At 68.6% G+C, this 15109-nt stretch carries 8 protein-coding genes and 1 pseudogene; 7 read left to right on the forward strand and 2 right to left on the reverse strand.

Translation table 11 applies throughout. The features are described 5' to 3' along the window. The first annotated feature begins 95 nt into the window (after positions 1-95). The 6 genes and pseudogenes from K8O92_10300 to K8O92_10325 all read left to right on the forward strand — a co-directional run bounded on the left by K8O92_10300 (position 96) and on the right by K8O92_10325 (position 11629). A pseudogene (locus K8O92_10300) lies at positions 96-1440 on the forward strand (DNA polymerase III subunit gamma and tau). Between the two features lie 437 nt (positions 1441-1877). Beyond that, on the forward strand, positions 1878-2804 hold the full coding sequence (locus tag K8O92_10305; protein UAK34222.1) for a hypothetical protein: 927 nt from the start codon (positions 1878-1880) through the stop codon (positions 2802-2804). 292 nt (positions 2805-3096) lie between these two features. Further along, on the forward strand, positions 3097-4311 hold the full coding sequence (locus K8O92_10310) for an acetyl-CoA C-acetyltransferase (GenBank protein ID UAK35592.1): 1215 nt from the start codon (positions 3097-3099) through the stop codon (positions 4309-4311). 129 nt (positions 4312-4440) lie between these two features. After that, positions 4441-6576, forward strand: a complete 2136-nt coding sequence (locus K8O92_10315; protein UAK35593.1) for an enoyl-CoA hydratase/isomerase family protein — start codon at positions 4441-4443, stop codon at positions 6574-6576. Between the two features lie 100 nt (positions 6577-6676). Continuing rightward, the gene (locus K8O92_10320) at positions 6677-7786 is read left to right on the forward strand and encodes an esterase-like activity of phytase family protein (protein UAK34223.1); all 1110 of its coding nucleotides are present in this window, start codon (positions 6677-6679) and stop codon (positions 7784-7786) included. 264 nt (positions 7787-8050) lie between these two features. Further along, positions 8051-11629, forward strand: coding sequence for a protein kinase (locus K8O92_10325; GenBank protein UAK34224.1), 3579 nt, complete (start codon positions 8051-8053; stop codon positions 11627-11629). A gap of 10 nt (positions 11630-11639) precedes the next feature. Here K8O92_10325 and K8O92_10330 read toward each other — a convergent pair whose 3' ends face one another. Further along, positions 11640-12956 carry a class I SAM-dependent methyltransferase gene (locus K8O92_10330; GenBank protein ID UAK34225.1) on the reverse strand — a complete coding sequence of 439 codons (1317 nt, stop codon included), beginning with the start codon at positions 12954-12956 and terminating at the stop codon, positions 11640-11642. Then, on the reverse strand, positions 12953-14395 hold the full coding sequence (locus tag K8O92_10335; protein ID UAK35594.1) for an FAD-binding oxidoreductase: 1443 nt from the start codon (positions 14393-14395) through the stop codon (positions 12953-12955). Before K8O92_10335 ends, K8O92_10330 begins: the two co-directional genes overlap by 4 nt. A gap of 205 nt (positions 14396-14600) precedes the next feature. Here K8O92_10335 and K8O92_10340 point away from each other — a divergent pair, with 205 nt between their 5' ends. Continuing rightward, positions 14601-15035: an SRPBCC family protein gene (locus tag K8O92_10340; protein ID UAK34226.1), complete on the forward strand. Its 435-nt coding sequence runs from the start codon at positions 14601-14603 to the stop codon at positions 15033-15035. Positions 15036-15109 lie beyond the last annotated feature (74 nt).

A 15109-nucleotide genomic window follows, 5' to 3' on the forward strand; every position in this document is an offset into this window, starting at 1 on the left:
TGTGACTTGGATCACATATTGGCTCATCGGTTCGGCGGCGACCGGCGCACCAGGCGGGAATGTCCTTTGTCGGTGCGCGCCGGTAACCTCTGGCCGTGGCTCTGTACCGAAAGTACCGACCGGCAACGTTCGCTGAGGTGGTGGGTCAGGAGCACGTCACCGACCCGCTGAGTATCGCGCTCGACACGGGGCGGATCAGTCACGCCTATCTGTTCTCCGGTCCGCGCGGCTGCGGCAAGACCTCCTCGGCGCGCATCCTCGCGAGGTCGCTGAACTGCGCGCAAGGGCCCACTTCGACGCCGTGCGGCACCTGCCCGTCCTGCGTGGCCCTCGGCCCCGGTGGGCCGGGCAACCTGGATGTCATCGAACTCGACGCCGCGAGCCACGGCGGCGTCGACGACACCAGGGAACTGCGCGACCGCGCCTTCTACGCACCCGCCGAGTCCAGGTACCGGGTGTTCATCGTCGACGAAGCGCACATGGTCACCACCGCCGGGTTCAACGCGCTGCTCAAGATCGTCGAGGAGCCGCCGGCGCATCTGATCTTCATCTTCGCGACCACCGAGCCCGACAAGGTGCTGCCCACCATCCGTTCGCGCACGCATCACTACCCGTTCCGGTTGCTGCCGCCCGCCACGATGCGCGGGCTGCTCGGCCGGATCTGCGAACAGGAGCACGTGCCGGTCGAAGAAGCGGTCTATCCCTTGGTGATTTGCGCGGGCGGCGGTTCGCCGCGCGATAGTCTGAGCGTGCTCGACCAGCTGCTGGCGGGGGCGGGCCCCGAGGGCGTCACGTATAACCGCGCGGTCTCGCTGCTCGGCGTCACCGACGTGGCACTGATCGATGACGCGGTCGAGGCGCTGGCCGCCGACGACGGCGCCGCGTTGTTCGGCACCGTCGACCGGGTGATGGAGGCGGGCCACGACCCGCGCCGTTTCGCGGTCGACCTGCTCGATCGCTTCCGCGACTTGATCCTGTTGCGCGCGGTGCCCGACGCCACCGAGCGCGGGCTGGTCACCGGCCCCGGCGACGTGCTCGACCGGATGCGCGATCAGGCCGCGCGATTGGGCCCGGCCACCCTGACCCGGTATGCAGAGTTGTTGCACGAAGGTCTCGGGGAGATGCGCGGCGCCACAGCGCCGCGGCTGCTGCTCGAAGTCGTCTGCGCGCGCATGTTGCTGCCCTCGGTGTCCGATGCGGAATCGGCCACGCTGCAGCGGTTGGAACGGCTGGAGCGCGGCCTGGCCGGTGGCTCCTTCGCCGCCGCCCCCTCCGCGTCCTCGTCGCCTGCTTCCGCCCAACCCGCGACAGCGGCCGGATCACCGTCCGATCCGCCCCGCCGCCGGGGTGCGGAGGCGCTGGCGGCGATTCGTCGCGAGACCCGTGGAGGTGGCAGTGCGGAGGCGGGTTCGGGAAGAGGCCCCGAAGCCGCTGGTGCCGCGCCTGCCGAAATCGCCGGACCTGTCGCCAGTGCCGAACCAGCGGTAAGTCGACTTCCCGGTGCGGCCGGTTCCGCGGCCACCGGGCCGGGCGGCCCTTCCGGTGGAGATGAGAACGACGCCGGTGCCGGAGACCCACACCGCGCAGCGCGCGCCGATGCCGAATCTTCGGTCGCGTCGCCCGAGAGTGCCGATCGGCCTGCGCCTGCCGGGGAACCGGCTGCCGTCTCCGGCGGTAAGCCGCCGGGCACGGCGGAGGGATCGGCGGCGTCGCGGAGTGATGCGTCCGGTTCCGCAAGGTCCGGATCGACGGATATCGCTGCTGCGCGTGGTGAAGCCCCCGGTTTCTCCTCCGCAGGCGCACAGGCGTTCTCCGGAGACGAGGCGAGTCCCGGCGCCGCCCCGTCGACGGCGGGTGCCGCGAGGTCGGGCGGACCGGTGGCGTCACCCTCCGCCGAACCGGTCGAAGAACGCGGCGAGGTCGCCGATCCTTCCGCCGCCAAGAGTGTGCCCGGCGACCAGGATCGATCCGTGGCGCGCGATCGTCGCGCGCCGGAGACGGGGCCGCAGGAGTCCGGAGCCGATCGATCGTCCTCGGTCGCGCCGAGCGGTGATCTGCTGCGCGAAGTGGAAGCCGCTTGGATGGACATCCGCGCCAAGGTGCGCGAGTTCGGCGCGGCGGTGCAGGCGATGCTCGCCGGTGCCTCGATTGCCCGGGTGGAGGGCGAGGTCATCGTCTTCGCGCATCAGCACGCGCCGCTTGCCCAGCGATTGTCCGATCCGCGCAATCTGGAAGCGGTCCGCTCGGCGGTGCGGGCGGTGCTCGGCCGTGACCATGAGGTGCGCTGGGAAGCGGGCGGCGCGGCGCCACGGCCCGCGGCGGCGCCACGGTCCGGCGGTGCGGGGAATCGCACGCGCGGACAGGCGGGCAATCAGCCTGGACGTGAATCCGGCAACGCGGCCGGCCGGGCTTCGGACGCCGCCCCGCCGCGGTTCTCGCGCCCGAGTCAGGCGAAGAACGCGAGCACCGACAAGCCGGGGAACGGGGGCCGTGCGCGCGCGAGCGGCGCCGAGCCGCGCCCGTATCCCGCGGACGACGACATCCCGCCGCCCGACTACCCCGACCTACCGGACGACCCGGGTCCCGCGGATTATCCGCGGTACGACGCCGAGCCGGGCGGCAACAGCAGCGCGGCCAAGAGGTGGGACGGGGAGGGTGTGATTCCCGCCCCGACGCCGGAAGAGGAGCAGGAGATGCTGGCCGCCGCGGCCGATCCGGTGGCTCCCGGCGATCGGCGCGACCCGGACGAGGTCGCCCTCGAATTGCTGAAGAGTGAGCTGGGTGCCACACGGCTGGATGGTTGACAACCACCGCTCCTACGACGTTAAGTTAACCGGAGTTCGCACCCCACGGTAGTATGAACGGGTAGCCGTGAGCTTCGGTACACCGACGTTCTATGGTATGCCCAGGCGTACGGACGACCGGAACGTGCGTCCGCTGTTGCTTGCCTGGTTTTGTACAGCGTTAGGAACGGTCGGCCGCAAGGCCGGTCGGCGAGGTCAGCCGCAGCCACGCCGCACCCGCGGTGTCGCCGCACACCAGCGCTCGGACGGACGAGGGTCCGGCCGCCGCACATTGAGGAAGGAACACTCCGATATGACCACAGAGGCCTACATTTACGAGGCCATCCGCACCCCGCGCGGCCGTGGCAAGAAGAACGGCTCGCTGCACTCGGTCAAGCCGATCGACCTGACTGTTGGTCTGATCCAGGAGCTGCGCGGCCGCTTTCCGAACCTCGACGAGGACCGGATCTCCGACCTGATCCTCGGCGTGGTGGCGCCGGTCGGCGACCAGGGCGCCGACATCGCCCGCACCGCGGTCACCGTGGCAGGCCTGCCCGACACCGTCGGCGGATTCCAGCTCAACCGCTTCTGCGCCTCCGGCCTCGAGGCCGTCAACCTGGCCGCCCAGAAGGTCCGCTCCGGCTTCGACGACCTGGTCATCGCCGGTGGCGTCGAGTCCATGTCGCGCGTGCCGATGGGCTCCGACGGCGGCGCCTGGGCGCTGGACCCGGCCACCAACTACGACACCTACTTCGTCCCGCAGGGCGTCTCCGCCGACCTGATCGCCACCATCGAGGGCTTCAGCCGCGACGATGTCGACGCCTACGCGGTGCGCTCGCAGGAGCTGGCCGCCAAGGCCACCACCGGCGGCTACTTCGCCAAGTCGATCGTCCCGGTCAAGGACCAGAACGGCATCGTCGTGCTGGACAAGGACGAGCACATGCGTCCCGGCACCACCGCCGAGGACCTGGCCAAGTTGCAGCCGTCCTTCGCCGTGATCGGTGAGATGGGTGGCTTCGACGCGGTGGCGCTGCAGAAGTTCCACTTCGTCGAGAAGATCAACCACGTGCACCACGGCGGCAACAGCTCCGGCATCGTCGACGGCGCCGCGCTCGTGCTCGTCGGTACGGAAGAGGCGGGCAAGGCCTCCGGCCTGACCCCGCGTGCGCGCGTCGTCGCGACCGCCACCAGCGGCGCCGACTCCACCATCATGCTCACCGGTCCGACGCCGGCCGCCAAGAAGGTGCTGGCCAAGGCGGGTCTGACCCTCGACGACATCGACCTGGTCGAGATCAACGAGGCGTTCGCCTCCGTGGTGCTGAAGTTCCAGAAGGATCTCAACGTCCCGGACGAGAAGCTGAACGTCAACGGCGGTGCGATCGCGATGGGCCACCCGCTGGGTGCTACCGGCGCGATGATCACCGGCACCATGGTCGACGAGCTGGAGCGCCGGGGTGGCCGCTACGCGCTGATCACCCTGTGCATCGGCGGCGGCATGGGCGTGGCCACCATCATCGAGCGGGTCTGACCCCAACCGACAGCTGAAGATTTACGGCGGCGTGAGCGTCAGCCCGGAAGCGGCAGCCTGCGTAACCCACGTAGGGCCGCGAACGCCGCTAATTCACCTAGGAGACATAAAGCTGTGAGCGAAACCAACATGATCGGTTGGGAGCAGGATTCGGACGGCATCGTCGTGCTGACGATGGACGACCCGAACCAGGGCGCCAACACGATGAACGAGCTGTACAAGAAGTCGATGACCGCCACCGTCGACCGGCTCGAGGCGGAAAAGGACAACATCACCGGTGTCGTCCTGACCTCCGCGAAGAAGACCTTCTTCGCCGGCGGCGACCTGAAGAACATGATGAAGGTCGGTCCGGAGGACGCCCAGGCGCTGATGGACGAGCTGGCCGAGATCAAGGGCGCGCTGCGCCGCTTGGAGCAGCTGGGCAAGCCGGTCGTCGCCGCCATCAACGGCGCCGCGCTCGGCGGCGGTCTGGAGATCGCGCTGGCCACCCACCACCGCATCGCGGCGGATGTGCCCGGTTCGCAGATCGGTCTGCCGGAGGCCACCCTCGGCCTGCTGCCCGCGGGCGGCGGCGTCATCCGCACCGTACGCATGCTGGGCCTGCAGAACGCCCTGATGCAGGTGCTGCTGCAGGGCCAGCGCAACAAGCCGGCCAAGGCCAAGGAGATCGGCCTGATCGACGAGCTCGTCGGCTCGGTCGAGGAGCTGGTCCCGGCCGCCAAGGCGTGGATCAAGGCCAACCCCGAGGCCTGTGTGCAGCCGTGGGACAAGAAGGGCTTCAAGATCCCCGGCGGCACCCCGTCCTCGCCGGCCTTCGCGGCGAACCTGCCCGCCTTCCCGGCCAACCTGCGCAAGCAGATCAAGGGCGCGAACATGCCCGCGCCGCGCGCGATCATGTCGGCCGCGGTCGAGGGCTCGCAGGTCGACATCGACAACGCGTCGCTGATCGAGTCCCGCTACTTCGTGCATCTGCTCACCGGGCCGGTCGCGAAGAACATGATCCAGGCGTTCTTCTTCGACCTGCAGACGATCAACAACGGCGGTTCGCGTCCGAAGGACGTGCCGAAGAAGGAGATCAAGAAGGTCGGCGTGCTCGGCGCGGGCATGATGGGCGCGGGCATCGCGTACGTCTCGGCCAAGGCCGGCTACGAGGTCGTGCTCAAGGACGTCTCGATCGAGGCGGCCGAGCGCGGCAAGAACTACTCCGAGAAGATCGAGGCCAAGGCGCTCTCGCGGGGCAAGACCACCGAGGAGAAGTCCAAGGCGCTGCTGGACCGGATCAAGCCGACCGCGGACGCGGCCGACTTCGCCGGCGTCGACTTCGTCATCGAGGCCGTCTTCGAGAACACCGAGCTGAAGCACAAGGTGTTCCAGGAGATCGAGGACGTCGTCACCCCCGACGCGCTGCTCGGCTCGAACACCTCCACCCTGCCGATCACCGGTCTGGCGACCGGCGTGAAGCGCCAGGAGGACTTCATCGGCATCCACTTCTTCTCGCCGGTCGACAAGATGCCGCTGGTGGAGATCATCAGGGGTGAGAAGACCTCGGACGAGGCGCTGGCCCGGGTGTTCGACTACACCCTCGCGATCAAGAAGACCCCGATCGTCGTCAACGACAGCCGCGGCTTCTTCACCTCGCGCGTGATCGGCACCTTCGTCAACGAGGCGATCGCCATGCTGAAGGAGGGCATCGAGCCCGCCACCATCGAGCAGGCCGGTCTGCAGGCGGGCTACCCCGCCGCGCCGCTGCAGCTGTCGGACGAGCTGAACATGAAGCTCATGCAGAAGATCGCGAAGGAGACCCTGGAGGCCGCTCAGGCGGGCGACACCACCCTGGGCGTCAAGCGGCACCCGGCGCAGGACGTCATCGACTACATGGTGTCCGAGGGTCGTCCGGGCCGCTTGGAGAAGGCGGGCTTCTACGAGTACGACGAGAACGGCAAGCGCACCGGTCTGTGGCCGGGCCTGCGTGAGCACTTCAAGACCACGACCGACTTCGGCGTCCCGATCCAGGATCTGATCGACCGCATGCTGTTCGCGGAGGCGATCGAGACCCAGAAGTGCTTCGACGAGGGCGTGCTCACCTCGACCGCCGACGCCAACATCGGCTCCATCTTCGGCATCGGCTTCCCGGCCTGGACCGGTGGTGTGCACCAGTTCATCGTCGGTTACCCCGGTGGCCAGGAGGCCTTCGTGGAACGCGCCGACTACCTCGCCAAGACCTACGGCGATCGCTTCGAGGTCCCGGCCTCGCTGCGCAAGTAGTCTCGCGCCGTACGCATCGGCGAAGCCCGCCACCGCTTTTCGCGGTGGCGGGCTTCCGTCGTTTCCCCGCCCGTTCACCCGCGCGCCCTTTCGGCCGGATATGTTGGCAGCCGTGCCGAGACGTAGTCACCGTGTTCTGATCGCCAGTTGTGCCCTAGCGCTCGCCTCGGCGCCGTCGGCTGCCGCCGATCTCGCGGGCGGCCACTCGGTGCGGTTGCTGGGCGAGCAGGTGATCGCATCGGGCCTGGAATTCGAGGGCACCACCGTCGGTGGGCTCTCCGGGATCGATTACTCGGCACACACCGGTGCATTCGTGCTGATCAGCGACGATCGGTCGAACAAGGACCCCGCCCGGTACTACACCGCGCGTATCGAGGTCGGCGATCGCGGGGTCGGCCCGGTCACGTTCACCGGCACGCGACCGCTGCTGACCGTTAGGGGCGCCCACTACGCGCCGATGTCGGTGGACCCGGAAGAGATCCGGGTCGATTCGTGGACCGGCGACTACTACTGGACGCAGGAAGGCGAGCGGGACGGCGCCGTGCTCGCGGACCCGTCGGTGCGGATCGCGCACCCGGACGGCTCGTATGCCGGTGAGCTGCCGATTCCGGAGAACGAACGGATGCGGGCAGGCTCGGGTCCCCGGCAGAACCAGGCGCTGGAGGCGGCGACCTTCCTCGCCGCGGGCACGCTGTTCGTGACCGCCACGGAAGGGCCGCTGTTGCCGGACGGACCGGCGGCTACCACCACGAACGGAGCGCGCGCGCGGATCACCGTCCAGGCTCGATCCGGACCTCTGCTCGCCCAGTACGCGTATCCGATGGAGCCGGCCTTCGCCGGGGCGAGTCCCGAGCCCGCCCGTGGCGGGAACGGGATCGTTTCCCTCCTTGCGGCCGATCCGCTGGATCCGGCGAAAGTCCTTGTGCTGGAACGCTCCTACGCTCCTGACGCAGGAAACAAGGTTCGCCTCTACGAGGCCGATCTGAGTGCCGCGACCAATATTCTCGATGCCCCGATCGGTCCCGCCCGCCCGGTGGCCAAGCGGCTGGTCGTCGACCTCGACCACGTCGGACTCGCCGCCATCGACAATGTGGAGGGCATGACCTGGGGTCCCCGCCTGCCCTCCGGCGAGCGAACCCTCGTTCTGGTCAGCGACGACAATTTCGACAGCCGCCAGGTCACCCAGGTCATCGCCCTCGCCCTCGCCTAGGCCGGGGCTGCTCGAGGCGGCCTGACATGCGGCGGTGACGCTGCGGGCCGGCCGCTACGCGCGCCGATTCCACGATCGAGCGTCGAGCGGCGTGCGAACAGGCGGAGTGGGGGGACACGCGCTGTCCTGTTCGGAAACACCTCCCGCGTGCTCGCGCACCGCGCTACGTTGGAGTATGCGCAGACATATCGGACACCGCGTCCGGGGGTCGGCGCGGAGTTGGTCGCCGATGTCGCCGATTCGAGGTGAGTGCGAGGTGATCACATGAATCCACAGACGCGTTCGGGCCGGGTGGGTCCCGATGCGACTGCGGCCGAAGCGAACACACAGCGGCAGCCGCCTCTCGCGATCGCCGACGAACTGGAGGCGATGGGCCTGTCCGGTGCGGTGGAAATCGGCCGCGGCGGGTTCGGGGTGGTGTATCGCTGCGTTCAGACCGCGTTGGACCGGGTGGTCGCGGTCAAGGTCCTCTCTTCGGAGATCGACGCGGAGAGCCGGGAGCGGTTCCTGCGCGAGGAACAAGCCATGGGCAAGCTGTCCGGCCACCCGAATATCGTCGACATCCTCCAGGTGGACGTCACGCTGACCGGAATGCCGCTGATCGTCATGCCGTACTGCACTCACGGGTCGCTGGAGAAACTGATCCGCGATCAAGGCCCCTTGACCTGGGCCGACTCTCTGCGAGCCGGTGTCAAGCTTGCGGGCGCGATCGAGAGCGCGCACCGCGCCCGAATCCTGCACCGGGACGTGAAACCGGCCAACGTCCTGCTCAGCGGCTACGGCGAGCCGCAGTTGACCGATTTCGGCATCGCCCGCATCCCGGGCGGGTTCCGCACCTCGAGCAGCATGATCACCGGTTCGCCCGCGTTCACCGCGCCGGAGGTCCTCAAGGGCGACGAGCCGACCATCCGCTCCGATGTCTACGGCCTGGGCTCGACGTTGTTCGCCTTGCTCACCGGGCACGCGGCCTTCGAACGGCAGGCGGGTGAGCGGGTGGTCGCGCAGTTTCTGCGCATCACCACGCAGCCGGTGCCCGACCTGCGCGAACAGGACATTCCGCCGGATGTGGCCGACGTCATCGAACAGGCCATGTCCCCGAATCCGCGGGATCGCCCGGCCAGCGCCTACGAGTTCGGCGAGATGCTGCGCGCGGTGCAGCGCAGCCACGACCAGTTGCCGGACGATATGGCGCTGCTGGACACCACGCAAGAGCCCGAACCGACGACCCATACCGCTGTCGGCGGTCCGACCGTGGCGTGGACCGGCTCCCGCCCCGCTGTCACCGCGCGGCGCAGCTGGCCGCTGACGCTGCGGCCGGTCGTCTCGCAGCATTCGGGCGCGACCACGACGCCGCCGACGGCCGTCACCAAATTCCGTCCCCCCACACCGACACGGGAGCCGATACCGCGGCCGCGTCTGCTGGACATCCTGCGCGGAGGCGGGCGGCGCAGGCTGGCGGTGATCCACGCTCCCGCGGGATTCGGCAAGAGCACGCTGGCCGCGCAGTGGCGCGCCGAACTCGCCGAAGGCTCAGCCGCGGTCGCCTGGATCGGCATCGACCGCGACGACGACAACGAGATCTGGCTGCTGGCCCACCTCATCCAGGCGATCCGCCGGGTGCATCCGGACGTCGGCGCCGGTCTGGACCAGGTACTGGAGGAGCGGCCCGCCGACGCCGTCGCGTTCGTCGTCCCCACGCTCATCGAAGAGATCCATACCGCGGGCAAGACGGTCGTGGTGATCGTGGAGGACTGGCATCGGATCACCGACGCGGGCGCGCATCGCGCGATGGAGGCCCTGCTGGACAACGGCTGCCACCACCTGCGTTTCGTCGTGACCAGCCGGGAGCAGTCCGGCCTGCCGACGGGGCGGATGCGGGTGCACGACGAGCTCGTCGAGATCGGCTCGGCCGCATTGCGCCTGACCGAGGCGGAGACCCGGCAGATCCTGGTCGACCGCAACGGGTTCGACCTGACCCCGGACCAGGTGACCGAGATCCACACCGCCACCGATGGCTGGCCCGCTGCCATCCAGCTGGTCGGGCTGTCCCTGCGCGGCAACGCCGACCCCGCCCAGCTGATCGCCACACTCTCCGAGGGCAATCACGGCATCCGCGAATACCTCGCCGAGAACGTGCTGGACACCTTGGAACCGAGGATGCTCGAGTTCCTGATGTCGATCGCGGTGACCGAGCGGGTCTGCGGTTCGCTCGCCGCGGCGCTGTCCGGGGAGTCGGACGCCGAACAGTTGCTCGAGCAGGCCGAGCAACGCGAGCTGTTCCTGCGGCGCATCGAGCACGACCCGGAGTGGTTCCGGCTGCAGCCGCTGTTCGCCGAGCATCTGCGCACCCGGCTCGACCGCGTCCACCCCGGGAAGCTGAAGTCGCTGCACCGCAAGGCTTCGCGCTGGTACGCCGAGCATCAGCTGTTGCGCAAGTCGGTCGATCACGCGCTCGCCGCGACCGACCTGAAGATGGCGTTGGACCTGCTCGAGAGCGGCGGGATGGACCTGATCGACGGTTCCCGGCTGGCCACGCTGCTGGGCAGCGTTTCGAAACTGCCCATGCAACAGGTCGCGTCGCGCTCCAAGCTGTTGATCGCGGTGGCCAGGGCGAACGTCAACTTGCAGCAGTCCGGCGCGGCGCGCAACGCGCTCGGCAGGCTGTCGAACATCCTGGCCCGGGGCTCCACCGGTGACGCCGACGTGCGCCTGCAGCGCTGTCAGGCCGCGGTGCTGGCCGCTTCCGACCAGATCGCGCGCGACCACACCGAGGGCGTCCTGGATCGGGTCGCCGACTGTCTCCAGCATCCGGACGACCTACCCGCATGGACGGTCTCGACCGCGGCGAACCTGACGACGTTCGTGCACCTGTGCGGGTTCGACTTCGAGGGCGCCAGGCAGACACAGGCTTGGGCGCAGGAGTACCACGAACGCTCGAAGGATCCGCTGGGCCTGGTCTTCGGCCGCTGCGGCGAAGGCGCGGCTGCCTACGAGCAACTCGACGTCGCCACCGCCACCCGCTGCTTCCAGCAGGCCTGGGATTCCGCGCACGAGCGCTCGGGTCCGCGCTCGCACGCGGTGCGCGTGACCGCCGCGCTGCTCGGCGAGATGAGCTACCGCCGCGGGGATCTGGAGACCGCCGACCGGCTGCTCGACGAGAGCCACGAACTGGTCACCCGGGTCGGACCGGTGGACTTCCTGATCTCGACCTTCGTCGTCGGCGCCCGGGTCAAAGCGGTCCGCGGCGATCTGTTCACCGCCGCCACGCGGCTGGACGAGGGCGCGCGCATCGCCGCCGACAACAGGCTGCCGCGGCTGGCCGCGCACATCCGGGCGGAACGTCTGCGGCTGGGCATGCCGATGGAGGCCGCGGATCGCCGATACACCGATCCCAGCGAGCACACGCCGCTGCAAGCGGGTCATCGGCTGACCGGCGCCGCCCTGCTCACCGCCGAGGCGGAGGAACTCGCCGCGATCCGCGTGCTGCTCGTCGAACATCGGATCGGTTCCGACGACCGGGCGGTGCGCCGTGCCCGCGCGCTGTACGGCCACACGCTCGAGAAGGACCGCCCGCGCGCGCAATTGGACGCCGCGCTACTACTCGCGGAATGCCTGGCCGCCTCGGGCTGGGTGGGCGAGGCCACCAACCTGCTATTGCCCTCCGTCGCGACCTGCGCCGACCTCGGCTGGACCAGGCCGCTGCTGGACGCGGGCCCCGGCGTGGTCGGCATCCTGCGCGTGCTGCACGCCGACCTGCCCGCGTCGGCGCAGGTCGGTGACATCGAGCTACCCGCCCCGTTTTTGGCCGAACTCCTGAACGAGGCGGGCAGCCAGGCCTACTGAACGAAGCGGGTTACGGCTGCCACCACGGGCGCAGCGGTACGGTCCAGTCGCCGTCGGCGGGCAGTTTGACGCCGAGCACCTGGTGCAGCTGAACCACGTTGCGCTGGAAGCCGAGCCGGCAGCCCGCCATGTACAGGCCCCACACCTTCGCGGTGCCCTCGCCGACCTCCGCGACGCAGGCGTCCCAGTCGGCGACCAGATTCTTGCACCATTCGTGCAGCGTGAAGGCGTAGTGCTCGCGCAGATTCTCCTCGTGCAGCACTTCCAGCCCGATGTTCTGGATCTCGGAGATGATCCGGCCCGAACCGATCAACTCGCCGTCCGGGAACACGTAGCGGTCGATGAAATCACCCGCCTTGGTGGTGCGGGTGTTGTCCGGGCGGGTGATGCAGTGATTGAGGAACAGGCCGCCGTCGCGCAGCTTGCTCTTGATGTAGTCGAAGTAGAACGGGTAGTTGTGCACCCCGATGTGCTCGGTGAGCCCGATCGAGGACACCGCGTCGAATTCGCCCTCCGGCACGTCGCGGTAGTCGGAATGACGCACTTCCGCCAGGTCGGTCAGGCCTTCCTCGGCGATCTTCTTCTGCGCCCAGTCCGCCTGCTCGGCCGAGAGCGTCGCACCGATCACCTTGACGCCGCGCTTGGCGGCATAGCGCACCATGCCGCCCCACCCGCAGCCGATGTCGAGCAGTCGGTCGCCCTCCTTCAACCGCAGCTTCTCGAACACCAGGCGGTATTTGTTCTCCTGCGCTTGCTCCAGCGTCCAGTTCTCCTCGCCGTAGACCGCGCAGGTGTAGGTCATCGACGGGCCGAGTACGTACTCGTAGAAGGTGTTCGAGACGTCGTAGTGATGATGGATGGCTTCGGCGTCGCGGGTCTTGGAGTGGCGCAGGCCTTCGAAGGCGATGCGGCGCCAGCGCGGCAGGGTCTCCTGGGGCGGCGGGGCGACCGGCTTGAGCCGCTCCCAGCCGAGGGAGCGCGCGATGGTCACCAGAGCCAGCGCGGAAGGCCGCCGGAACTTCAGCCCGTCCAGCGCCTTCAGGATCTCGTACGGATCACCGGGGTGCACGCCGGTGATGGTCATGTCGCCGGCGATGTAGGCGCGGGCCATGCCCAGGTCGCCGGGAGCCGTCGCCAGATAGTTGATGCCGCGCGGGGTCCGGATCTCCAGTGTGTACTGCGAGTCCTCCGGGCCGGTCGCGCTGCCGTCGTAGGCCGTCAGCCGGATCGGCACCGGGCCCTCGACGAGGGTCTCGAAGATCTCGGCAATGCTGAGCTTGGTCCCGAGATCGGCGAAGACATCGGAACGGTCCTTGAAAGTCGTCATTTGCGTTGCACCGCCTTCGAATACAAATCCAGCAGGCGCTGGTCCGGGTCATAGCGTTTCTTGAGTTCGGTGTAGGTGGTTCCGCCGTAGAGCGCCGCGAACTCATCCTTGCCGTAGAAAGAATCCGAGTACAGCGACTTATGACCGTCGAACTCGGTCACCGTGCGTTCGATGGCGCGGTTGGCCGCGCCTTCTTGCTGCCCGGGGACGGTGGGCACGGCCGACCAGAATCCGACATTCACGTAGGTCCGGTCCGGCTCCAAGGGATACAGCGGCCAGGTCCGTTCGCCCGGCAGATTCGTGGCGCCGGTCTCGCGCAAACGCAGCGGGCACAGCCAGATCGGCTCGATCGGGACCTCGCGCAGGAACCATTCCACGAAGTCGGCGGTGCGTTCCACCGGCACTTCGACGTCCTGCACCACCCGTTCGCGCGGAGGGTTGCCCTTGCGGGCTTCCAGCCTGTCACCGATGTGGTACTTGTGGTCCAGCGCCACGAGCTTCCAGTAGAAGCTGCTGCGCCGGTAGCGTTTCGGCCAGAACCGGCGGATCTTGGGGTTCTGCGCGCCGAAGGCGCGCGAGCACCAGAACCAGTCGGTGTCCCAGCGCCACAGGTAGTCGTGGATGGTCAGGCGGTCGCGCTTGGGCGTGTCGCCGTCGTGCTGGATGGACCGGTAGTAGATGTCCATCCCGGTGTAGTCGCCGACCGGGCCCGGCTCGTCGGTCCCGCGGCCCAGTGTCAGGTAGCTCTCCTCGGCGGAGAACACGACGCCGTCGAGGTAGTCGACTCGCTCGCCCTCGTAGGTCCGGTCCGCGACGATCGTCGCGAGGGTGGCTTCCAGTGCGCGCAGATCACGAAAACGCACGTGCCGCAGCGCGACGTACGGCTGCACCCGTTCCAGTTCGATCTTCAGCCGGACCGTGTAACCCAGCGTGCCGTAGGAGTTCGGGAAGCCGCGGAACAGATCGGCGTGCTCGTTGTCCGGCGTCGCGGTGAGGATCTCGCCCGCGCCGGTGAGCACGTCCATCTCCAGCACCGACTCGTGGGGTAGACCGCTGCGGAAGGAGGTCGACTCGATGCCGAGGCCGGTGACCGCGCCGCCCAGCGTGATCGTCTTGAGCTGTGGAACGACCAGCGGCACGAGCCCGTACGGGAGGGTGGCGGCGACCAGCTCCTCGTAGGTGGTCATGCCGGCGACGTCGGCGGTCTCGGCGACCGGGTCCACCGCGATGACCCGGGTCAGCCCGGAGACATCGAGACCGGGCGCGGGGTTCGCGGCCCTGGCGCGGAAGAGGTTCGAGGTCTTCTTCGCCAACCGGACGTTGGCGTGCTCGGGTATCGCGCGGTAACTCGCCAATAGGCGGTCGACGCCCGCTCGATGCGCGGCAAATCCTGATTCGCGTGCGGCCGGTGCGTGTCCGGCCTTCCCCAACAGACTCACTGCCACCCCTCGACGCTAGTACGGACGATACGGCGAGGCCACCGCGCGGCCACGGTCGTGGAGAAATGTCACGCATATGTTGCGAAAGGTAATACCGAATTGTCCGAAGAAGTTCGCCACACGGTCTGCCCTCGGCGTTTTCCCCCCGACCCGGACAGGGCAGGATGGGTCTGTCGAGACACCGCATCCGGACAAGGAGCTCATTGTGGGACAGGTCAGCGCCAGTAGTTCGATCGACGTGGCAGCGGATCCGCAGCGCGCGCTGGAGGCCATCGCAGACTACGACACGGTGCGTCCGCGCATTCTCTCGTCGCACTACCGCGACTACAAGGTGGTCGAAGGCGGCAAGGGCGCGGGAACCGTCGCGGAATGGACTTTGCAGGCCACCGAGAAGCGCTCGCGTAACGTGCACGCGGTCGTCTCGGTATCGGATTCCATTGTCACCGAGCGTGACTCGAATTCGACCTTGGTGAACACCTGGACCGTCACCCCGGAGGGCGCGGGCGCGCGGGTTACGCTGCGGACCACCTGGAAGGGTGCGGGCGGCGTCAAGGGCATTTTCGAGGGCATCTTCGCGCCGCTGGGCCTGAAGAAGATCCAGGCCGAGGTACTCGCGAACTTGCAGCGCGAACTGGCCTGATCACGCGGCGGCGACGACGGTCCGGTTCCGGCCGTCGTCGCCGCCGGGATCGGGCGTTCCATTCGGCGCCGGTT

It is taken from the genome of Nocardia asteroides (assembly GCA_019930625.1).
In the GTDB taxonomy this organism is placed as follows: Bacteria; Actinomycetota; Actinomycetes; order Mycobacteriales; family Mycobacteriaceae; genus Nocardia; species Nocardia sputi.

What these genes read in the sequence shown, in the direction of transcription:
- K8O92_10320 (UAK34223.1), top strand. Translation starts at nt 6,677, where the DNA reads ATGTTGGCAGCCGTGCCGAGACGTAGTCACCGTGTTCTGATCGCCAGT.
- K8O92_10310 (UAK35592.1), top strand. Translation starts at nt 3,097, where the DNA reads ATGACCACAGAGGCCTACATTTACGAGGCCATCCGCACCCCGCGCGGC.
- K8O92_10315 (UAK35593.1), top strand. Translation starts at nt 4,441, where the DNA reads ATGATCGGTTGGGAGCAGGATTCGGACGGCATCGTCGTGCTGACGATG.
- K8O92_10325 (UAK34224.1), top strand. Translation starts at nt 8,051, where the DNA reads ATGAATCCACAGACGCGTTCGGGCCGGGTGGGTCCCGATGCGACTGCG.
- K8O92_10330 (UAK34225.1), bottom strand. Translation starts at nt 12,956, where the DNA reads ATGACGACTTTCAAGGACCGTTCCGATGTCTTCGCCGATCTCGGGACC.